The sequence below is a fragment of the Pseudomonas sp. UW4 genome, from assembly GCF_000316175.1.
Taxonomy (GTDB): domain Bacteria; phylum Pseudomonadota; class Gammaproteobacteria; order Pseudomonadales; family Pseudomonadaceae; genus Aquipseudomonas; species Aquipseudomonas laurylsulfatiphila.
This window is the reverse complement of the sequence record NC_019670.1, coordinates 417183-439230: the sequence shown is the minus strand read 5'-3', so window position 1 is coordinate 439230 and position 22048 is coordinate 417183. Positions and strand designations below refer to the sequence as shown.

The 22048-nt window shown below is 61.3% G+C and carries 16 protein-coding genes; 12 read left to right on the top strand and 4 right to left on the bottom strand.

Annotated elements, in window-relative coordinates:
* Window positions 1-287 precede the first annotated feature (287 nt).
* Window positions 288-4238 carry a trifunctional transcriptional regulator/proline dehydrogenase/L-glutamate gamma-semialdehyde dehydrogenase gene (putA, locus tag PPUTUW4_RS01970; RefSeq protein ID WP_015093175.1) on the top strand — a complete coding sequence of 1317 codons (3951 nt, stop codon included), beginning with the start codon at window positions 288-290 and terminating at the stop codon, window positions 4236-4238.
* A gap of 258 nt (window positions 4239-4496) precedes the next feature.
* A complete protein-coding gene (locus PPUTUW4_RS01965) occupies window positions 4497-6299 on the top strand; it encodes an acyl-CoA dehydrogenase (RefSeq protein WP_015093174.1) in 1803 nt (600 codons plus the stop codon).
* A 110-nt stretch (window positions 6300-6409) separates the two neighbouring features.
* Here PPUTUW4_RS01965 and PPUTUW4_RS01960 read toward each other — a convergent pair whose 3' ends face one another.
* From PPUTUW4_RS01960 to PPUTUW4_RS01950, 3 genes are all read right to left on the bottom strand, one after another.
* Complete coding sequence (locus tag PPUTUW4_RS01960) at window positions 6410-8347, bottom strand: methyl-accepting chemotaxis protein (protein WP_015093173.1); 1938 nt, start codon at window positions 8345-8347, stop codon at window positions 6410-6412.
* 100 nt (window positions 8348-8447) lie between these two features.
* Window positions 8448-8750, bottom strand: coding sequence for a cell division protein ZapA (locus tag PPUTUW4_RS01955; protein WP_015093172.1), 303 nt, complete (start codon window positions 8748-8750; stop codon window positions 8448-8450).
* Window positions 8747-8977 carry a hypothetical protein gene (locus tag PPUTUW4_RS01950; RefSeq protein WP_007971835.1) on the bottom strand — a complete coding sequence of 77 codons (231 nt, stop codon included), beginning with the start codon at window positions 8975-8977 and terminating at the stop codon, window positions 8747-8749. Before PPUTUW4_RS01950 ends, PPUTUW4_RS01955 begins: the two co-directional genes overlap by 4 nt.
* Before the next feature lie 390 nt (window positions 8978-9367).
* On the opposite strand from PPUTUW4_RS01950, the gene PPUTUW4_RS01945 reads away from it, so the two are divergent.
* The 4 genes from PPUTUW4_RS01945 to trxC all read left to right on the top strand — a co-directional run bounded on the left by PPUTUW4_RS01945 (window position 9368) and on the right by trxC (window position 16532).
* Complete coding sequence (locus PPUTUW4_RS01945) at window positions 9368-11110, top strand: potassium/proton antiporter (RefSeq protein ID WP_015093171.1); 1743 nt, start codon at window positions 9368-9370, stop codon at window positions 11108-11110.
* Between the two features lie 34 nt (window positions 11111-11144).
* The gene (mscK, locus tag PPUTUW4_RS01940; RefSeq protein ID WP_015093170.1) at window positions 11145-14513 is read left to right on the top strand and encodes a mechanosensitive channel MscK; all 3369 of its coding nucleotides are present in this window, start codon (window positions 11145-11147) and stop codon (window positions 14511-14513) included.
* 48 nt (window positions 14514-14561) lie between these two features.
* A complete protein-coding gene (locus PPUTUW4_RS01935; RefSeq protein ID WP_015093169.1) occupies window positions 14562-16025 on the top strand; it encodes a YdiU family protein in 1464 nt (487 codons plus the stop codon).
* Window positions 16026-16097: 72 nt separating this feature from the next.
* Window positions 16098-16532: a thioredoxin TrxC gene (gene trxC, locus PPUTUW4_RS01930; RefSeq protein WP_015093168.1), complete on the top strand. Its 435-nt coding sequence runs from the start codon at window positions 16098-16100 to the stop codon at window positions 16530-16532.
* 126 nt (window positions 16533-16658) lie between these two features.
* Here trxC and PPUTUW4_RS01925 read toward each other — a convergent pair whose 3' ends face one another.
* Window positions 16659-17429, bottom strand: coding sequence for a ParA family protein (locus PPUTUW4_RS01925; protein ID WP_015093167.1), 771 nt, complete (start codon window positions 17427-17429; stop codon window positions 16659-16661).
* Between the two features lie 355 nt (window positions 17430-17784).
* On the opposite strand from PPUTUW4_RS01925, the gene PPUTUW4_RS01920 reads away from it, so the two are divergent.
* Genes PPUTUW4_RS01920 through PPUTUW4_RS01895 form a run of 6 tightly spaced genes read left to right on the top strand, consistent with a single transcriptional unit; the run spans window position 17785 to window position 22033 of the window.
* Complete coding sequence (locus PPUTUW4_RS01920) at window positions 17785-18510, top strand: beta-ketoacyl synthase chain length factor (RefSeq protein WP_015093166.1); 726 nt, start codon at window positions 17785-17787, stop codon at window positions 18508-18510.
* Window positions 18486-19298, top strand: a complete 813-nt coding sequence (locus PPUTUW4_RS01915; protein WP_015093165.1) for a lysophospholipid acyltransferase family protein — start codon at window positions 18486-18488, stop codon at window positions 19296-19298. Before PPUTUW4_RS01920 ends, PPUTUW4_RS01915 begins: the two co-directional genes overlap by 25 nt.
* On the top strand, window positions 19276-19551 hold the full coding sequence (locus PPUTUW4_RS01910) for a phosphopantetheine-binding protein (protein WP_007972202.1): 276 nt from the start codon (window positions 19276-19278) through the stop codon (window positions 19549-19551). Before PPUTUW4_RS01915 ends, PPUTUW4_RS01910 begins: the two co-directional genes overlap by 23 nt.
* A gap of 9 nt (window positions 19552-19560) precedes the next feature.
* Window positions 19561-19815 carry an acyl carrier protein gene (locus PPUTUW4_RS01905; RefSeq protein ID WP_007992314.1) on the top strand — a complete coding sequence of 85 codons (255 nt, stop codon included), beginning with the start codon at window positions 19561-19563 and terminating at the stop codon, window positions 19813-19815.
* Window positions 19812-20357, top strand: a complete 546-nt coding sequence (locus tag PPUTUW4_RS01900; RefSeq protein WP_015093164.1) for a hypothetical protein — start codon at window positions 19812-19814, stop codon at window positions 20355-20357. The genes PPUTUW4_RS01905 and PPUTUW4_RS01900 overlap by 4 nt, the downstream gene beginning before the upstream one ends.
* On the top strand, window positions 20354-22033 hold the full coding sequence (locus PPUTUW4_RS01895) for an acyl-CoA synthetase family protein (protein ID WP_015093163.1): 1680 nt from the start codon (window positions 20354-20356) through the stop codon (window positions 22031-22033). Before PPUTUW4_RS01900 ends, PPUTUW4_RS01895 begins: the two co-directional genes overlap by 4 nt.
* Window positions 22034-22048: the final 15 nt, after the last annotated feature.

Below are 22048 nucleotides of genomic sequence, written 5' to 3'. Positions count from 1 at the left end.
TTCAACAAAGTAAATATGGTGCAACCTGTTTCTTGAGATTAAGTTGCACCCTTTTCAATTTGCGACAAATCCTACGGTTTTTGCTCCCTTTTAGCGCAGTCCAGCCGCTTTGCTAGAAGAAAAAGCACCAAGCAAGCGCGGTACAGGCGTACCAGAATTTATTTCCTGACGAGCCGCGTAATATTCCGACAAAAAAAGGGTTGCACCCGGTTGCACCTCAACAATCGCACAGCTAATCTTGGCGCCAGCTGATGCCACGCAGTCGTGGCAAACATGAGGATAAAAACATGGCTACCACCACCCTTGGGGTCAAACTTGACGACCCGACCCGCGAACGCCTCAAGGCCGCCGCGACCTCGATTGATCGCACGCCGCACTGGTTGATCAAGCAGGCAATCTTCAATTACCTGGAAAAACTCGAGGGTGGTGCAACCCTGACCGAGCTGAGCGGTTTGACCAAGGATTCCGACGACAGCGTCGACGCGCCTCTGGATCATGCCCACCAGTGCTTCCTCGAATTCGCCGAAAGCATCCTGCCGCAGTCGGTTCTGCGCGCCTCGATCACCGCCGCCTATCGCCGCCCTGAGCCGGAAGTCGTGCCGATGCTGATCGAGCAGGCTCGCCTGCCGGCACCAATGGCCGAAGCCACCAACAAACTCGCCGCCTCGATTGCTGAAAAACTGCGCAATCAGAAGAGCGCTGGCGGCCGTGCCGGCATCGTTCAGGGCCTGCTGCAGGAATTCTCCCTGTCGTCCCAGGAAGGCGTGGCGCTGATGTGCCTGGCCGAGGCGCTGCTGCGCATCCCGGACAAAGGCACCCGTGACGCCCTGATCCGCGACAAGATCAGTACAGGAAACTGGCAGCCGCACCTGGGCAACAGCCCTTCGCTGTTCGTCAACGCCGCCACCTGGGGCCTGCTGCTGACCGGCAAGCTTGTATCCACTCACAACGAAGCCGGCCTGACTTCGTCCCTGAGCCGCATCATCGGCAAGAGCGGCGAGCCGATGATCCGCAAGGGCGTCGACATGGCCATGCGCCTGATGGGCGAGCAGTTCGTCACTGGCGAAACCATCGCCGAAGCCCTGGCCAACGCCAGCAAGTTCGAAGCCAAGGGCTTCCGTTATTCCTACGACATGCTGGGTGAAGCCGCACTCACCGAGCACGACGCCCAGAAGTACCTGGCCTCGTACGAACAAGCCATCCACTCGATCGGCAAAGCGTCCCACGGTCGCGGGATTTATGAAGGCCCGGGCATTTCCATCAAGCTGTCGGCCCTGCACCCTCGCTACAGCCGCGCCCAGTACGAGCGCGTGATGGATGAGCTGTACCCGCGCCTGCTGTCGCTGACCCTGCTGGCCAAGCAGTACGACATCGGCCTGAACATCGACGCCGAAGAAGCCGACCGCCTCGAGCTGTCGCTGGACCTGCTCGAGCGCCTGTGCTTCGAGCCGCAACTGACCGGCTGGAACGGCATCGGTTTCGTGATCCAGGCTTATCAGAAGCGTTGCCCGTACGTGATCGACTACGTGATCGACCTGGCTCGCCGCAGCCGTCATCGCCTGATGATTCGCCTGGTAAAAGGCGCGTACTGGGACAGCGAAATCAAGCGCGCCCAGGTCGAAGGCCTGGAAGGCTACCCGGTCTATACCCGCAAGGTGTACACCGACGTGTCCTACATCGCTTGCGCGCGCAAGCTGCTGTCGGTGCCGGAAGTCATCTACCCGCAGTTCGCCACGCACAACGCCCACACCCTGTCGGCCATTTATCACATCGCCGGTCAGAACTATTACCCGGGCCAGTACGAGTTCCAGTGCCTGCATGGCATGGGTGAACCGCTGTACGAACAGGTTGTAGGTAAAGTCTCCGAAGGCAAGCTGAACCGTCCGTGCCGCGTGTACGCACCGGTCGGCACCCACGAAACCCTGCTGGCCTACCTGGTGCGTCGCCTGCTGGAAAACGGCGCGAACACCTCGTTCGTCAACCGTATCGCCGACCAGTCGATTTCGATTCAGGAACTGGTGGCCGATCCGGTGGCGAGCATCGAGCAGATGGCGACCGTGGAAGGTGGTTTCGGCCTGCCGCACCCGCGCATTCCATTGCCGCGCGACCTGTATGGCTCCGAACGCGCCAACTCCAGCGGCATCGACATGGCCAACGAACATCGTTTGGCGTCGCTGTCCTGCGCACTTCTCGCTACCGCACACAACCACTGGAAAGCCGCACCGATACTCGGCTGCGCATCCAGCAACGAAGCCCCGGCTCCCGTGCTGAACCCGTCCGATCTGCGTGACGTGGTCGGTCATGTGCAGGAAGCCACCGTCGAAGACGTCGACAACGCGATCCAGTGCGCCCTCAACGCTGCACCGATCTGGCAGGCCACCCCGCCCGCCGAACGCGCCGCGATCCTGGAACGTGCCGCCGACCTGATGGAAGCCGAGATCCAGCCGCTGATGGGCCTGCTGGCTCGCGAAGCCGGCAAGACCTTCGCCAACGCCATCGCTGAGGTCCGCGAGGCCGTGGACTTCCTGCGTTATTACGCGGTGCAGGCACGCAACGATTTCACCAACGACGCTCACCGCCCGCTGGGTCCAGTGGTGTGCATCAGCCCGTGGAACTTCCCGCTGGCAATCTTCAGTGGTCAAGTGGCTGCTGCGCTGGCCGCCGGTAACCCGGTATTGGCCAAGCCTGCGGAACAGACTCCGCTGGTCGCCGCTCAAGCCGTGCGCCTGCTGCTCGAAGCCGGCATTCCCGAGGGCGTGCTGCAACTGCTGCCGGGTCGCGGTGAAACCGTGGGTGCCGGTCTGGTCGGCGACGATCGCGTCAAAGGCGTGATGTTCACCGGCTCCACCGAAGTCGCGCGCTTGCTGCAACGCAACATCGCCGGTCGTCTGGACAGCCAGGGTCGCCCGATCCCGCTGATCGCCGAAACCGGTGGCCAGAACGCAATGATCGTCGACTCTTCGGCACTGACCGAACAGGTGGTGATCGACGTGGTTTCGTCGGCCTTCGACAGCGCCGGCCAGCGTTGCTCGGCCCTGCGCGTCCTGTGCCTGCAGGAAGATTCCGCCGACCGCGTCATCGAAATGCTCAAGGGCGCGATGGCTGAAAGCCGTCTTGGCAACCCTGAGCGTCTGTCCGTGGACATCGGACCGGTCATCGACGCCGAAGCCAAGGCCGGCATCGAGAAGCACATCCAGGCCATGCGCGACAAAGGTCGCAGCGTGTACCAGGTGGCCATCGCCGATGCTGAAGAAGTCAAACGCGGCACCTTCGTGATGCCGACCCTGATCGAGCTGGAAAGCTTCGACGAGTTGCAGCGGGAGATCTTCGGCCCGGTGCTGCACGTGGTTCGCTACAAACGCAAGGACATCGATCAACTGATCGGTCAGATCAACGCTTCCGGTTACGGCCTGACCCTGGGTGTGCACACCCGCATCGACGAGACCATCGCCAAGGTGATCGACAACGTCAATGCCGGTAACGTCTACGTCAACCGCAACATCGTCGGTGCCGTGGTCGGCGTGCAGCCGTTCGGCGGCGAAGGCCTGTCGGGTACCGGCCCGAAAGCCGGTGGCCCGCTGTACCTGTACCGCCTGCTGTCGACCCGTCCTGCGGATGCGATCGAACAATCCTTCGCTCGTGGCGATGCCGCCGCAGCACCGGACGTTCGTCTGCGCGACGCCATGAGCAAGCCGCTGACCGCCCTGAAAGCCTGGGCCGACAGCCACAAATTTGCCGACCTGAGCACCCTGTGCGTGCAGTTCGCCGCACAATCGCAAAGCGGCATCACCCGCGTTCTGGCCGGCCCGACCGGCGAGCGCAACAGCTACGCGATCCTGCCACGGGAACACGTGCTGTGCCTGGCGGAAGTCGAAGGCGACCTGCTGACTCAACTGGCGGCGGTACTGGCTGTCGGCGGTTCGGCGGTGTGGCCGGAAGGTGAACTGAGCAAGGCACTGTTCGCACGTCTGCCGAAGGATATTCAGGCGCGCATCAAGCTGGTTTCCGACTGGAACAAGGACGAAGTGGTGTTTGACGCGGTTGTGCATCACGGCCATTCCGACCAGTTGCGTGCGGTTTGCCAGCAGGTTGCCAAGCGTGCTGGTGCGATTGTTGGGGTTCAGGGCCTGTCGCAGGGCGAGACCAACATTGCGCTGGAGCGCCTGGTGATTGAGCGTGCATTGAGCGTCAACACCGCTGCGGCGGGTGGTAATGCCAGTTTGATGACGATTGGCTAAACCCGACAATCCGGGCACCTGCAACAGGTGCCCGGTTCAGCAACAATCCCTGTGGGAGCGAGCTTGCTCGCGATAGCGGTCTGCCAGTCACCTTTAATATTGACTGATCTGCCGCCATCGCGAGCAAGCTCGATCCCACAGTGGTTTGTGGCGCTTGCTAAGTTTCTGCGCGGCTCCAACATCACCCTTATCAATCATCCTGTTCAGCCTCTATTCCCAGCCTTAGACTCGGCCCATCCCAACAATAGGTAGGCCGCCATGTCCGAGACGTTGCTCAGTTCCCGCAATCTGGCTTTCGAGCTGTATGAAGTCCTCGATGCCGAGGGCCTGACCCAGCGTGAACGTTTCGCCGAGCACAATCGAGAAACCTTCGATGCGGCCATTGGCACTGCCCGCAGCATCGCCGAGAGGTTCTTCGCCCCGCACAACCGCAAGGGCGACGAGAACGAGCCGCGCTACGAGAACGGTCAGGCGATTCTGATTCCGGAAGTGAAACCGGCGGTGGATGCTTTCCTCGAAGCCGGCTTCCTCAACGCCGCGCGCAGTTTTGACGCCGGCGGCATGCAACTTCCTACGCTACTGTCCCAAGCCTGCTTCGCACACTTCCAGTCGGCCAACGCCGCTTCGACCTCTTATCCGTTCCTGACCATGGGCGCGGCCAACCTGATCGAAAGCTTCGGCACCGATGAGCAGAAACGCCGCTTCCTGCAACCGATGATCGACGGGCGTTTCTTCGGCACCATGGCCCTGACCGAACCCCACGCGGGCTCATCGCTGTCGGATATTCGTACCCGCGCGGAGCCTGCGTCCGACGGCACTTATCGCCTCAAGGGCAACAAGATCTTCATTTCCGGTGGCGATCATCCGCTGTCGGAAAACATCGTGCACATGGTCCTGGCCAAGCTGCCGGACGCGCCGGCCGGGGTGAAGGGCATCTCGCTGTTCATCGTGCCCAAGTTCCTGGTCAACGACGACGGCAGCCTTGGCCAGCGCAACGACGTGCTGCTCGCGGGGCTGTTCCACAAGATGGGCTGGCGTGGCACCACCTCCACCGCGCTGAATTTCGGCGATAACGGCGAGTGTGTCGGCTATCTGGTGGGCAAGCCACACCAGGGCTTGAGCTACATGTTCCAGATGATGAACGAAGCGCGGATTGGCGTCGGCATGGGCGCGGTAATGCTCGGCTACGCCGGCTACCTGTACTCGCTGGAGTACGCCCGCGAGCGTCCGCAAGGCCGCGTGCCGGACAGCAAGGACCCGAACACCGCGCCGGTGGCAATCATCCAGCACGCTGATGTCAAACGCATGCTGCTGACACAAAAGGCCTACGTTGAAGGCTCGTTCGACCTCGGCCTGTACGCGGCGCGGCTGTTCGATGACACTACCACCCTTGAGACCGAAGCCGAACGCAAGCAGGCCCATGAACTGCTGGACCTGCTGACGCCGATCGTCAAATCCTGGCCGTCGGAGTTCTGCCTGAAGGCCAACGAACTGGCGATCCAGATCCTCGGCGGCCATGGCTACACCCGTGAATACCCGGTGGAGCAGTACTATCGCGACAATCGCCTGAACCCGATCCACGAAGGCACCCACGGCATTCAATCGCTGGACCTGCTGGGGCGCAAACTGGCGCAGAACGGTGGCGCGGGGCTCAAGCAACTGATCCGCCTGATCGCCGACACCGCCGAGCGTGCCCAGGCGTTCGAGTCGCTGACGCCACTACGCGAGCCGCTGGAGAAACTGGTGGCGCGCCTGCAAGCCGTGACCATCGGCCTGCTGACCGACCTGGCCCAGGGCAAGGTCAACAGCAGCCTGGCGAACTCGGCGCTGTACCTGAAGGTGTTCGGGCACACGGTGATCGGCTGGCGCTGGCTGGAACAGGCCATTCGTGCCGAGGAAGGGCTGGCAAAAGGCAATGCGGCGGATGTGGGCTTCTATAAAGGCAAGTTGCAGGCGGCGCGCTACTTCCTGACGTGGGAAGTACCGGGGTGCCACCATGAGCTGGCGATTCTTGAGGCGCGGGATGATGTTTGCCTGGGCATGCAGGATGAGTGGTTCTGATCCCGCATCTGGGGCGTAGCTGAAATTCGCGAGCAGGCTCGCTCCCACATTGGAATGCATTTCCCTGTGGGAGCGAGCCTGCTCGCGAAGAGGTCTGCACAAACGAAACATCAACTCAGCTTGAACCCACCCATCTGCCGCGCCAGATCATCCGCCAACCGCTGCAACGTCTGGCAATCCTCACGACAAGCCCTGACCTCCCCCGCCGTCGCCCGCGCCAGATCGGAAATGCCCTGCACGTTGCGATTGATTTCCTCGGTGACTGCCGATTGCTCTTCCGTCGCCGTCGCCACCTGATGGTTCATGTCGCTGATGCGCTCCACCTGCCCGGTAATCGCGGTCAACGAGGTGCCGGTACGCTGACTCGACTCGACACCCGTCCCGGTCGCAGCTTGCCCTGAGTGCATCGACGACACCGCGTTCTCCGCACCTTGCTTGAGGCTGCCGATCATCTGCTGGATTTCATCGGTGGACGATTGCGTACGCCGCGCCAGGGTACGCACTTCATCGGCCACCACGGCGAACCCACGCCCCATGTCACCCGCGCGCGCCGCTTCGATAGCGGCGTTGAGCGCCAGCAGGTTGGTCTGCTCGGAAATCCCGCGAATCACCGCCAGCACCTGATCGATGGATGCCACTTGATGAGCCAGCTCGGCCACCGCCGTGGCCGCTACACCGATTTCCCGGGACATGCTTTCAATGTGGCGGATAGAACCACCCACCACTTCCCGCGCCTGCAACGCTTCATCACGGGCGGTTTGTGACGCGAACGCCGCGTTGCCGGCATTCTGCGCAATGTCCTGCACGGTCAGGCCCATTTCGTGAACAGCGGTAGCGACCATGTCAGTCATTTCCTGCTGACGACCAGAGCGTTCAGCCGTGTTGTCCACCACCCGCGCCACCTGGCCGACAGCGGTGCGCAGGCGCTCGCTGGTTGTCAGCACTTCACCGATCATGTCGCGCTGGCTATCCAGGAACCGATTGAAACCGCGCGCCAGATCACCCAACTCATCGGCGCGACTGGAATCCAGCCGCTGGGTCAAATCTCCACCACCGCTACCGATGGCAACCAGCGCCGCTGTTACCTGACGAATCGGCCGCACCAGCCCACGAGCCAGCAACACCACCAGCAACAGGCACACCAGCGCCACCGCCAGGCCGATGCCGCTGCTCATCCACATGGCGCGGCGGGCTTCGGCGTAGATCTGCGATTGCGGCACTTCGGCCACCAGGGTCCAGCCGAGATCACGCAGCGGCAAGCTCAAGGCGAGGAAGTCTTCGCCGTCGCGCTGGAAGCCGCTGCTGGTGGCGGCTTTTTGACTCATCACCGCTTGCGCCGCCGTAGCACCAATCTGCTCAGCCAAGGTGCGTTTGCCGCTGAACTGCGCCTCGGGATGCACCTGGATCAAACCGTCGGAACGCACGAGATAGACCTTGCCGCGCTCACCGAAGCTGAAATTGTGAATCAGCTCCGACAGCTCTTTCATGCTCAGGCCAAGCCCGGCAACGCCCACGACTTTGCCGGCCTGCTCGACCTTGAGGTCGATGAACAGCGCCAATTCTCCGGTGGCCGTGTCGTTGTCGATATTGAGCGTGCGTGGCTGGTTGCTGTCGAGGAAGGAGTAGAACCAGGCGTCCTTGGGGTTGGATCGGCTGAGGGTTCGGTCCAGGCCTTTCTCGGTGAAATAGTGGTTGGAGGCGGTCCCGACAATCAGCGCAGTAAACGCCTTGTGCTCAGCGCGGATGCCTTCCAGATAGCTGACGAAAGTAGCGGTCTGGGCACCGTCTTCCCCTCTGGCCAACCAGTCGCGCACCATGCTGTTGCTGGCGATGTCCTTCGCGGCGGTGAGGGGCTGGACGAGGATGCGCTCGATGTCGTTGCGCATCGCTTCGATGCTCGACGGTAATGCCTGCTCGACCAGATAGCTCTGGGCGAGACGGTTGACCACGAGGGTATAAATGCCAACCACGATCAGGATACTGACCAGAAGGGCGGTGCCCATGCTCAGGATCAACTGCCATTGAATACTGCGTCGCCAGAACTGCATGGAGCACCCCCAAAGAATAAGAGGCTGAAACACTGCAACAGCCGTGCCGATTGTATACAAACCAATCGACAATCTATTCTTTGGTTGTGCGCAAAGGCGATCAGGCCTGATTGATCGTCTTGGAGATCACTTCAACCGTGGCGCTGACTTGCTCTTGGTAACGGTTGAGTTCGAGCTTGTGCTGTTTCTGCATTTCAATCTGCTGGGAGCACAGATTCATCGCCGCCAGCACCAGCAATCGGTCTCCGATCAGTGTCGGGTACTTCCTCTTGGTTTCGGCCAGGGCTGCCTTCAACATCATCGCGGCGTCCAGCAGGGTTTGTTCTTCCCCGGCCGGCGCCTTGATCGAATAGTCCTCCCCCAGGATCGAGACGACTTTTACCCCTGCGGCGTTGTAACTCATGCGCTGACAGGACCTGCGCTGACGCGCTCAACCAGGGCCTGGATGCGAGCCGCCGTGGCACCTTGTTTCTCTTCCTGCTCCATCAGGCTCAGTTGCAGGCTTTCGTTTTCATCCTTGGCCTGCGCCAGTTCTGCAGTCAGGGTCTGGTTGGTGCCGAGCAACGTCTGGTTCTGTTGCACCAGGTCGCTGACCAGTTGTTCCAATTGGCTTAGGGATGCTTCCAACATTTTGATATTCCGGGCTTTTTCAAAGGGCGCGTACGATAAAGAAAAGTCACCGTGGATGCCAGGGTTATACAGGCGCAAAGCCTTGATTTTGCTGACGGGCGACCTTCCTCGCGAGTTTTAAAGACTGCGGCAGGCCAATCTGGTTCCTGCACTTCGTCGCCCGCCCCCAACTTGTGTAGGAGCGAGCTCGCTCGCGATGATTTCAATGGCGACGCGTTGAGTCAGGCAGTACGCGTTATCGTTGACGCCCATCGCGAGCAAGCTCGCTCCTACAGGGTTCTGCGTTTCAAAAGCTTTTTGACAGCATCACATTTCAACAGGTTAGAATCACTGGCACGCAGACTGCATGGTCAGTTTGTGCCCGCCTTTCAGCTTTCTGGAGTACTGCCTTTGAATGCGACGACCATCAACAGCCTGTTCTTGATCGGCGCGTTGCTGGTAGGTGCGAGCATTCTGGTGAGCTCCCTTTCGTCGCGCCTCGGCATCCCGATTCTGGTGATCATCCTGGCTGTCGGCATGGCGGCCGGCGTCGATGGCGGCGGCATTATCTTCGACAACTACCCCACGGCTTATCTGGTCGGCAACCTCGCACTGGCGGTGATCCTGCTCGACGGCGGCTTGCGTACCCGGGTCTCGAGTTTCCGCGTAGCGTTATGGCCGGCGCTCTCATTGGCCACGGTCGGAGTGCTGATTACCACCGGGCTGACCGGCATGGCGGCCGCCTGGCTGTTCGACCTGAACCTGATCCAGGGCCTGCTGATCGGGGCCATTGTCGGCTCCACCGACGCCGCGGCGGTGTTCTCGCTGTTGGGTGGCAAAGGCCTGAACGAACGGGTAACCGCCAGCCTTGAAATCGAATCCGGCAGCAACGACCCGATGGCGGTGTTCCTCACCGTCACCCTGATCGACATGCTCGCCAGCGGCCAGACCGGCCTGCACTGGAGCCTGCTAACCCATCTGCTGCGCGAATTCGGCATCGGTGGCGTCATTGGCCTGGGCGGTGGCTGGCTCATGCTGCAACTGGTCAACCGTATCAACCTGGCCACCGGTCTTTATCCGATCCTGGTCATCGCCGGTGGCCTGCTGGTGTTTGCCCTGACCAACGCCCTGCACGGCAGCGGCTTCCTTGCCGTGTACCTGTGCGGTCTGGTGATCGGCAACCGTCCGGTGCGCAGCCGCCACGGCATTTTGCACATGCTCGACGGCATGGCCTGGCTGGCGCAGATCGGCATGTTCCTGGTGCTGGGGCTGTTGGTGACACCTCACGACCTGCTGCCAATCGCCTTGCCGGCACTGGCACTGGCGCTGTGGATGATTCTGTTTGCCCGACCACTGTCGGTGGTGGTCGGCCTGCTGCCGTTCAAGGCATTCCATGGTCGTGAGAAAGTGTTCATTTCCTGGGTCGGCCTGCGCGGCGCGGTCCCGATCATTCTGGCGGTGTTCCCGCTGATGGCCGGCCTGCCCAACGCCCAGCTGTACTTCAACCTCGCCTTCTTTATCGTGCTGGTGTCGCTGCTGGTTCAGGGCACGAGCCTTCCGTGGGTCGCCAAGCTGCTCAAGGTGACGGTGCCTCCGGATCCTGCCCCCATCTCGCGCTCGGCCCTGGAAGTGCACGTCACCAGCGAGTGGGAGCTGTTCGTTTATCGCCTCGGCGCGGAAAAATGGTGCATCGGTTCGCCCCTGCGTGAGCTGAAAATGCCCGAAGGCACCCGTATCGCAGCCCTGTTTCGTGGTCAACAATTGCTCCATCCGTCGGGTAGTACGGTGCTGGAAGTCGATGATTTGCTGTGTGTTATCGGCCATGAACACAACCTGCCGGCCCTCGGAAAACTCTTCAGCCAGGCACCCCAACGGGGCCTCGATCTGCGCTTCTTCGGCGACTTCGTACTCGAAGGAGACGCCCAGCTGGCCGCGGTTGCGGCCCTGTATGGGCTGAAGGTCGAAGGCATCGATCCGGACATGTCCCTGGGCCACTTCATAGCCCAGAAAGTCGGCGGCGCGCCGGTGGTGGGCGACCAGGTGGAATGGAACAACACCATCTGGACCGTGGCGGTCATGGACGGGAACAAGATCGGCAAAGTGGGCGTCAGATTCCCCGAAGGAAGTCGCCCGGGTCCCGGACTCTTCCTCTAAACTGCTTCCACTCTCACTTGCTTGACCGGTCTTTATGCCTAACCTGCGCTCCTTTTTCGCCATTGCCCTTCTGGGCTTGAGTCTCTCTGTCGGCCCCCTTGGTTTTTCACAAGCGGCACAAGCGGCCGAACCGCCCTCCAGCGAAGCCGTGCAAGCGAGCCTGGACAAGATTGCCGACCGCAAACTGCCGGAAGCCGATCAGAAGGCTTTGCAATCCGTCCTGCAAGGCACGCTGAACCAGCTCAACAACAAGCGTGACTACGAGCAGAAGCTGACCGATCTCAAGCAAACGTTGAGTTCTGCCCCCAAGCAGACGATCGAGAACCAGCGCGAACTGACCCGCCTCAAGGCCAGCACTGTGGTGCCGGTGGCGCAGCGCTTCGCCAAAGAGTCGATCCAGCAGCTGGAGCAAATGCTCACTGAGCGCTCCACCCAGCAAAGCGACCTGCAAAAAGCCCTGGGCGATGCCAACAGCCTGATCATCACTGCCCAGACCCGCCCCGAGCGCGCCCAGGCGGAGATATCCAGCAGTCAGACGCGCATTCAGCAGATCAACAATATCCTCAAGAACGGCAAGGACGCCGGCAAGACCCTGAGCGCCGAGCAGCGCGACCAGCTCAATGCCGAACTGGCGGCACTGAACGCCCTGATCCCGCTGCGCCGCCAGGAACTGGCCGGCAATACCCAATTGCAAGACCTCGGCAACAGCCAGCATGACCTGTTGTCGGAGCGATCCGACCGCCTGGACAAGGAAATCCAGGAACTGCAAACCCTGATCAACCAGAAGCGTCTGGCGTTGTCCCAGGAAACGGTCACCCAGCAATCCATCGAAGCGCAGAAAGCCGGCGGCAGCAGCCTGCTGGCCACCGAAAGCGCGGCCAACCTGAAGCTCTCGGACTATCTGCTCAAAAGCACCGACCGCCTCAACGAAGTCACCCAGCAGAACCTGCAGACCAAGCAACAACTGGACAGCCTGACCCAGAGCGATTCGGCGCTGGACGAGCAAATCAACGTGCTCAAAGGCAGCCTGCTGCTCTCGAAGATTCTCTACAAACAGAAACAGGCGTTGCCGCGCCTGCGGCTCGACCGCAACCTGGCTGACCAGATCGCTGATATTCGCCTGTATCAGTTCGAAGTCAGCCAGCAACGGGAACTGCTGAGCAATCCGACTACCTACGTTGAAAACCTGCTGTCGACCCAGCCTCCCGAGCAAGTCACGCCGCAGTTGCGCAAAAGCCTGATGGAACTGGCCACCACCCGCGCCGACCTGCTGGAGCGGCTCAATCGCGAACTGAGCGCAGTGCTCAATGAATCCATCACCCTGCAACTGAACCAGAAACAACTGCTCAGCACCGCGCAAAGCCTGCGGGCGACGCTCGATGAGCAGATGTTCTGGATTCCAAGCAACAAGCCGCTGGACCTGGAGTGGATTCACAGCGTACCGGATCGCCTCCAGCGTCAACTCGATTCACTCCCGGTCCTGTCAAGCCTGAGCGAACTGACCGACGGATTGACCCAACGCCCGCTGCTGTTCCTGCCATTGGCGCTACTGATCGGTGCGCTGCTGTGGCGGCGCAAGAGTCTGTACGCTCGACTGAACAAGGTTCACCAGGACATCGGTCACTTCAAACGCGATAGCCAATGGCACACCCCGCAGGCGATTCTGATCAACATCCTGCTGGCGATGCCGGTTTCCCTGGGCCTCGCCTTGTGCGGGCTGGCCCTGCAAATCGACGCCCGTGGGCAGAACGCCAATATGGGCGCGGCGCTGCTGCAAATGGCCGGGGCCTGGCTGGTGTTCTACACCGCCTACCGGATCCTCGCGCCGGGTGGCGTGGCAGAACTGCATTTCCGCTGGGAAAAGCCCCAGGTGGAATTCCTGCGCAGATGGATCCGCCGCCTCGGCATCGTGGTGATGGCGCTGGTGACCGTAGTGGCCGTTGCCGAACAGCAACCGGCGGCGCTGGCCGATGACGTGCTCGGCATGCCGGTGGTGCTCACCTGCTACGCCTTGATGACCTTGCTGCTCAGCCGCTTGCTCATCAGCAGCCCGACCCACGAGAACGCCTCGCTGTTCCGCAAACTGGTGGGGATCCTGTTCACCGCCCTGCCTGTCGCGCTGTTCGTGGCGGTGTGCTTCGGCTACTACTACACCGCGCTGAAGCTCAGCGACCGCTTGATCAATACCCTGTACCTGCTGATGTTCTGGCTAGTGATCGAAGCCACCTTCGTGCGCGGCCTCAGCGTGGCGGCCCGGCGGCTGGCCTACCAGCGCGCCCTGACCAAGCGCCTGGCCGCCAAAGAGGCCGGCGACGGCGAAACGGTGATCGAAGAGCCGACCATGGACATCGAGAAGGTCAACGAACAGTCCCTGCGCCTGATCCGCCTGGCACTGCTCGGCGGTTTCATGGCGGCGCTGTATTGGGTCTGGGCCGACCTGATCACCGTGTTCTCGTACCTGGACAACATCACCCTCTACGAATACACCAGCGGTACCGGCGCCAACATGAGCATGGTGCCGATCAGCATCGGCGACATGCTCGGTGCGCTGATCATCATCGGCATCACCTTCGCCCTGGCGCGCAACTTGCCCGGCCTGCTGGAAGTCTTCGTGCTGTCCAAGCTCAACCTGGCCCAGGGCAGCGCCTACGCGACCACCACGCTGCTCTCGTACGTGATCGCCGGCGTCGGTTTCGTCTCGACGCTGTCGACCCTGGGCGTGAGCTGGGACAAGTTGCAATGGCTGGTGGCGGCGCTGTCGGTCGGCCTCGGTTTCGGCATGCAGGAAATCTTCGCCAACTTCATTTCCGGCATCATGATCCTGTTCGAACGTCCGGTGCGGATCGGTGACACCATCACCATCGGCAACCTGTCGGGTACGGTGAGCAAGATCCGCATCCGTGCCACGACCATCACCGACTTCGACCGCAAGGACATCATCGTCCCGAACAAGACGTTCATCACCGGGCAACTGATCAACTGGTCGCTGACCGACACCATCACCCGGGTGACCCTCAAGCTCGGGGTCGACTACGGCTCGGACCTGGACCTGGTGAAAGAGTTGCTGCTCAAGGCTGCCCGGGAAAACCCGCGCGTCCTGAAAGATCCGGAGCCGCATGTGTACTTCCTGAATTTCGGCGAAAGCACCCTCGACCACGAGTTGCGCATGCACGTGCGCGACCTCGGCGACCGCAACCCGGTGCTCGACGAGGTCAACCGCTTCATCAACCGCGAGTTCAAGAAGCAACACATCAACATCTCGTTCCGGCAGATGGAGGTTTACCTCAAGAACCTGCACGGCCAGGAATACAAGATGGTGCCAATCGAGCCTGAAGCGAAAACCATCGTGCCGATCGTCGACGGCAGGCCGGCGCAAGAACCGCCCGCCGCCAAACTCGACTAACCGGTCTTTCCCCAGCAGAATGCTCGGACATTCTGCTGGAGCCGGTCCTTGAAAGCCCTCGACGAACTCACCTTCGATAATCGCTTCGACCGCCTGGGCGACGCGTTTTCCGCCCATGTGCTGCCAGAGCCCATCGACAATCCGCGCCTGGTCGTGGCCAGCCCCGCCGCCATGGCCCTGCTGGATCTCGACCCGGCCGAAGCCGAAACCCCGGAGTTCGCCGAACTGTTCAGCGGCCACAAGCTCTGGGCCGATGCGATTCCGAGGGCGATGGTCTATTCCGGGCATCAGTTCGGTTCCTACAACCCGCAACTGGGCGACGGTCGCGGCCTGTTGCTCGGCGAGGTGTACAACGAGGCCGGCGAACATTGGGACCTGCACCTCAAGGGCGCCGGCCAGACGCCGTTTTCACGCATGGGCGATGGCCGGGCGGTACTGCGTTCGTCGATCCGCGAGTTTCTCGCGTCCGAAGCCCTGAATGCCCTGAACATCCCGACCACCCGCGCCCTGTGCGTGATCGGCTCCGACACCCCGGTGTGGCGCGAAAAGCAGGAGCGCGCGGCCATGGTCCTGCGCCTGGCGCCAAGCCATGTGCGTTTCGGCCACTTCGAATACTTCTACTACACCAAACGCCCCGAGCAGCAGAAAGTGCTGGGTGATCACGTGCTGGCCATGCACTTCCCAGAGTGCCTGGAACAACCGGAACCGTACCTGGCGATGTTCCGCGAAGTGGTCGAGCGCAATGCCGAACTGATCGCCAAATGGCAGGCCTATGGTTTCTGCCACGGGGTGATGAACACCGACAACATGTCGATCCTGGGCATCACCTTTGATTTCGGCCCTTTCGCCTTCCTCGACGACTTCGACGCCAACTTCATCTGCAATCACTCCGACGACCAGGGCCGTTACTCCTTCAGCAACCAGGTGCCGATTGGCCAGTGGAACCTCAGCGCCTTGGCTCAGGCTCTTACGCCGTTCATCAGCGTCGAAGCCCTGCGCGAAACCCTGGGCCTCTACCTGCCGCTGTTCCAGGCCCATTACCTGGACCTGATGCGCCGCCGCCTCGGCCTGACCACGGCGGAGGATGACGACCAGAAACTGCTGGAGAACCTGCTGCAACTGATGCAAAACAGCGGCGTCGACTACAGCCTGTTTTTCCGCCGTTTGGGTGATGAAGCACCGGAACAGGCCATCACCCGCTTGCGCGATGACTTCGTCGACCTCAAGGGCTTTGATGCCTGGGGCGAACTCTATGTCGCCCGGGTCGCCCGTGAAGGCGCAGTTGATCAGGAGCAGCGCCGCCAGCGGATGCACGCGGTCAACCCCCTGTACATCCTGCGCAATTACCTGGCGCAAAAGGCCATCGATGCGGCAGAGAGCGGCGACTATTCAGAAGTTCGACGACTGCATGCGGTGCTGAGCAATCCGTTCGAGGAACAACCGGGGATGGAAAGCTACGCCGAGAGACCTCCGGAATGGGGCAAGCATCTGGAGATCAGTTGTTCGTCGTGAGGCGCACACAATTGAAAATCTGGAGACCTGTCTCCAGATAAGGATCATTCGCTTTCGACTGGACGACTTGTCATGACCGACCCACTCCTCATCCCCTGCCCCCACTGCAACGGCCTCAACCGCATCCCCGCCGAGCGTCTCAACGACCACCCGAAATGTGGACGCTGCAAGGCCGAAGTCCTGCTGAACAAGCCGTTTGAATTGAAACAAGGCGATTACGCCAGCCAGATCAAGGGCGATCTGCCGCTGCTGGTGGACGTGTGGGCGGACTGGTGCGGGCCGTGCAAGTCGTTTGCACCGGTGTTCGAGCAGGCGGCCGGGCAACTGGAGGGCAAGTGCCGATTGGCCAAGCTGGACAGCGAGGCGAACCAGCAGTTGTCGGCGCAGTTGGGGATTCGCTCGATCCCGAGCCTGATCCTGTTCAGGAACGGCCGGGAAGTCGCCCGGCAGAGCGGGGCTTTTCCGTTGCCGCAGTTGATGGCCTGGCTGCGTAGCCAGGGCATCTGAAACAATACAGATCCTGTGGGAGCGAGCTTGCTCGCGATGACGGTGTGTCAGTCAACAGAGATGTTGAATTTGACGTCCTCATCGCGAGCAAGCTCGCTCCCACAGTGTTTTGTTTCGCCTGGAAGATCAGGCGTTCTCCAGCAGGTTATGCAGCTCGACAAATTGCTGGGTCAGCTTGTGCCGCGGGTCGAGATGGATCAGCGGCGTGTTGGCCTGGTGGGATTCGCGCATGCGTACCGAGCTGGCCAGGTACACCGGCAGCACCGGCAGGCCTTCTGCGATCAGTTCGTCGAGGATTTGCTGGGGCAGGCTGGCGCGGGCCTGGAACTGGTTGACGACGATGCCTTCGACTTCCAGGCCTTCGTTATGGTCGTCCTTCAACTCTTCGATTTCCGCCATCAGGCCGTACAGTGCCTGACGTGAAAAACTGTCGCAATCGAAGGGAATCAACACACGATCAGCGGCAATCAATGCAGAAACCGCATAAAAATTCAGCGCTGGCGGAGTATCGAGGTAAATCCGGTCGTAGTCTTCGCTCAGCTCCTCAAGCAACTTACGCAGCTTGTTGATCTTGTGCTTGGCTTCAAGTTTTGGCTGCAAGTCCGCCAGTTCGGCGGTGGCGGTAATAACGTGGAGGTTATCGAAGGGGGTTTCGTAGATGTCGACCTGATTCTTTTTGGAGAACGGCCCGGAAGACAGCGTCTGCTTGAAGAAATCGGCGATGCCCATCGGGATGTCGCTACCAGTGAGCCCCGTCAGGTATTGAGTGGAGTTGGCCTGGGCATCGAGATCCACCAACAAGGTGCGAAAACCCTCGCTGGCACTGACCGCCGCCAGATTGCAGGCAATGCTGGATTTGCCAACGCCACCTTTCTGATTGAACACCACGCGCCGCATGTCAAAACCTCCGTGTATCAAAGAATGACCGAGTGTAGTGGTGCACGGCGTTGCTTCGCTACCTTGTCGGCACAGGGACTACACAGTCAGTTGCCTTCTCTTGCTTGAAAAGCCCTGAACGGCCCGATGGTTTGACGCAGGAACCGACAGACGGAGTAGTGATTGTGTGAATAATTACCAATCGCTCAGTTTTTGCGAGCCAGTCGCTGCATCTTGTTGAGCAAAATGTAACCAGCATTTGCTACACGTTCCCGGCACCGGGATAATGCGCGCCACTCGGCGGCAAACGCCGCGCAGGGTGAGTCTCGGCTCTCGGCCACTCCCCGCGTCAAGTAAGCCTGTGAGGGCGGGATGAATGTCTGTGATCAACTTCAACATCGCCCAATGGCGCGCATGGGCCTCGGGGCTTGAGAGCGTGAACGATTGGCAGGCCTGGAGCCGGCAACCCGTCGTGCTGCCGGACAGCGATGCCGCTCCCGACGTTTCCTTTCTGCCGGCCATGCAGCGCCGCAGGCTCAGCCGCCTGGCACGGATGGCATTCAGTGTCGGCTGGCCATTGGCCGAAGGCCGGCAGGATCTGCCATTGGTCTTTGTTTCCCGTCACGGCGAAACGCCGCGCACCGTCGATATTCTCAGTGATCTGGCCACCGACCAGCCGCTGTCACCGACCCGGTTCAGCTTGTCGGTGCATAACGCGATTATTGGTTTGTGGTCGATCATGCGCGGTGAAACCAGCGAAATGACGGCCCTGGCCGCCGCAGGCGATGGCCTGGAGCACGGCATGCTCGAAGCTGCCGCGCTGCTGGCCGAAGGCGCTGGCGCGGTACTGCTGGTGGTCACCGAAGAGCGGCCGCCGGAGGCTTACGCGACCTGGATCGACGACGTGCCGTTCCCTTATGCCGTCGGCCTGCTGATCACACCCGGTACCGACTGGCAGCTGTCCCTGAACAGCCCCTCGGATGCGTTGTCCAAATCCCGCTGGCCCCACGCGCTGAATCTGTTGCGTATGCTGCTCGGCCAGCAAACCACCTGCCAACATGCCTGGAAAAATCGTGTATGGACCTGGCAACGCAACCCGTGACCGAGAAAAACCGCGACGCCTATTACTGGCGCTTGCTGGCCACCGCCGCGAGCTTTGCCCTGTTCGGGTTGGGCGGCCTGTGCCTGCGCCTGGTGATTTTCCCTGTGCTGAACTGCCTGCCGGGCGACGCCCGGACCCATCGGCTGCGGGCCCGGCAAACGGTCAGCCGCTGTTTCTGGATTTTTGTGCGCTTCATGGCCCGTACCGGGGTGCTGACCTACGACATTGAAGGCGCGGAAAAACTCGGTCGCCCCGGGCAAATGATCCTTGCCAATCACCCCTCGCTGATCGACGTGGTGTTTCTGATCGGCCTGGTGCGTCACGCCAACTGCGTGGTCAAGCAAAGCCTGTGGGAAAACCCTTTTACCCGCGGACCGCTACGCTGCACCGAATACATCAGCAACGACGGCAGCATGGACATGCTCGACGCGGCGGCCGACGCGCTGAAAGACGGCCAGACCCTGATCATTTTCCCCGAAGGTACGCGCACCCGCCCCGACCAGGCACCGGCCTTTCATCGGGGCGGTGCGGCAATCGCCGTGCGGGGTGCGAAAATCCTCACCCCGGTCATTATCAAGGTCAACCCGACCACATTGACCAAGGCCGAGCCCTGGTACCGCATCCCCAAGCGCCGCGTGCACTTCAGTTTCCGGGTCGGGGCCGATATAGACCCACAGGCCTTCGCCGCGCTGGGGCCAGCTCCACAAGCCTCGCGCAAGCTCAACGATTATCTACATTCTTACTTCATCAAGGAGCTCGCCGAAGATGAGCGATCGGAACACCCATAGCCTGGTGCTGGAAATCAAAGAGCTGATCATCGAAGCCCTGGGCCTCGAGGACATCAGCGCCGAAGACATCGGCAACGAGCAGACACTGTTCGGCGAAGGCTTGGGCCTGGACTCGGTGGACGCCCTGGAACTGGGCCTGGCCATCCAGAAAAAGTACGGCATCAAAATCGATGCCGATGCCAAAGACACCCGTAACCACTTCAGTAACGTGGCGAGCCTTGCGGCGTTCGTCACTGCAAAACAGGCAGCTTGAGACCGGACCATGCAAACTCGTGACGACATCTTCAACACCCTGCGCGATGCCCTGGTCGAGCTATTCGAACTGGACCCCGAGCGTGTGAGCCTGGAATCCAACCTGTATCAGGACCTGGAAATCGACAGCATCGACGCGGTTGACCTGATCGATCACATCAAACGCCAGACGGGCAAGAAAATCGCCGCCGAAGAATTCAAATCGGTGCGTACCGTCAGTGACGTGGTCGAGGCGGTCTACCGTCTGGTTCAACCGGCCGCATGAGTCGACTGATCGGCCTCGGCCTGCTGCTGGCAGGCCTTTTGTATCCCTTTGCGGTGTATTTCGGCATGGAGCACTTCGCCCCCTGGCAGTTCGGCCTGCTGCTGGGCGGACTGTGGCTGGCCCGGGCGCTGACCGGCAAACGTCGGCCCGGCAGCCTGTGGATGGCGACGGTGGCCATTGTGTTCTGCCTGTTGCTGGCACTGTTCGACAGCCCGGCGCTGTTGCGCTGGTATCCGGTGTTGATCAGCGCCTTCATGTTGGTGCTGTTCGGCTCGAGCCTGACATTCGGCCCACCGATCGTCGAACGCCTGGCCCGGGTGCGCGAACCGCAATTGCCGGCCGAGGGCATTCGCTATACCCGTCAGGTGACCGTCGCCTGGAGTGTCTTTTTTCTATGCAACGGTTTGTGTGCCGCCGCCCTGACCCTTTGGGCGCCGCTGAGCTGGTGGACGCTGTACACCGGCCTGATCTCCTACGGATTGATAGGCCTGATGTTTGCCATTGAATGGCTGATACGACTTAGGGTACGAGGCCACCCATGAATTGGATAAAACTTGAGCACCTGCTGCTCAAGGCTCAGCCGGACCGCGCCATCACGACCGGTCCGGCACTGGATCACGCCCGACTCTGCGGACTGGCGCTGAGCCTGGCCGCCGGCCTGCAAGCCCGGGGTGTCCGGCAGATTGCCGTGCACCTTGAGGATGCCGCCGACCTGGCGATTGCCCTGCTCGGTGCCTGGCGTGCCGGGGTCAGCGTGCTGCTGCCGTCCGACCTGCAACCGCAGACCCGCCAACGCTGGTCAGCCGAAGTTGATCTGTGGCTGACCGATCAGCCCGACGACACGCACCTTGGCGATCTCCAACAGCCACCGCTCAGCGCCGCCGCGCTGGACCTGGGTAACTGTCGACTCAGCCTGTGCACATCAGGTTCCAGTGGCGAACCCAAGCGCATCGAAAAAAACCTGCGACAACTGGCCAATGAAGTCGAAGCCCTGGAACAGCTGTGGGGCTCTGGCCTGGGCCCGGCGTGCATCATTGGCAGCGTCGCCACCCAGCACATCTACGGTTTGTTGTTTCGGGTACTGTGGCCGTTGTGCGCCGGACGTGCGTTCGTACGCAAGCAACTGGCGTTCCCGGAAGACCTGCAACGTGCAAGCCGCGAGCACCCGGCCTTCGCCTGGGTGGCCAGCCCGGCGCTGCTCAAGCGCATGGGCGACAACCTCGACTGGCCGGCCTTGAGCTGCGTTCGCCAGGTGTTTTCCTCCGGCGGCGCATTGCCGGTCGAGGCCGCACAGAGCCTGCATGAACGTCTCGGGCAATGGCCAACGGAAATTTTCGGCAGCTCGGAAACCGGCGGCATCGCCTGGCGTCAGGGCGCTGAACTCTGGCAGCCCTTTGCCGATGTCACGCTGACTCAAGACAGTGAGGGCGCGCTGCTGATCGCTTCGCCTTACTTGCCTGACGGTCATGTCGAACAGACTGCCGATTCGGCACGCATCGCCGTCGATGGTCGCTTCGAATTGCTCGGGCGACTGGACCGGATCGTCAAACTGGAAGAAAAACGCATCTCGCTGCCGATGCTGGAACAGGCTCTCATGGCCCATGACTGGGTCAGCGAAGCGCGGCTCGGCGTGGTTCGGGAAAACCGCGCTTCCCTGGGGGCGTTGGTGGTCCCGAGCGAAGCCGGTTTGCATGCTCTGCGTAATCTGGGCCGACGCAGCCTCACCGAGCACTTGCGCCAACACCTGAGCCAACACTGCGAAACCCTGGCCCTGCCAAGGCGCTGGCGCCTGCTGCGACAACTGCCGCTGAACGCTCAGGGCAAACTGCCCCAGGCCGACGTCGACGCCCTGCTGTTGGCGCCGCGCCCCAAAGCCCCGCAGGTGCTGGAGCAAGTCGAAAGCGAGGGCGAGTGGAGCCTGCAACTGGCCGTACCTCCGGATCTGGCCTATTTCAGCGGTCATTTCCCCAAGGCGCCGGTATTGCCTGGCGTGGTGCAGGTGGACTGGGCGCTGAGCCTGGGCCGGCAACTGATGAACCTACCGGAAAAATTCGCCGGCATGGAAGTCTTGAAGTTCCAGCAACTGGTGCGCCCGGGCGATGAAATCCAGCTGCACCTGCGCTTCGACCCGGCGCGCGGCAAACTCTATTTCGCCTACCGCAACGAAACCGCCACCTGCTCCAGCGGGCGGATCTTGCTGGAGGTGGCGCATGTGTAAGTTTGGTGAGTGCTG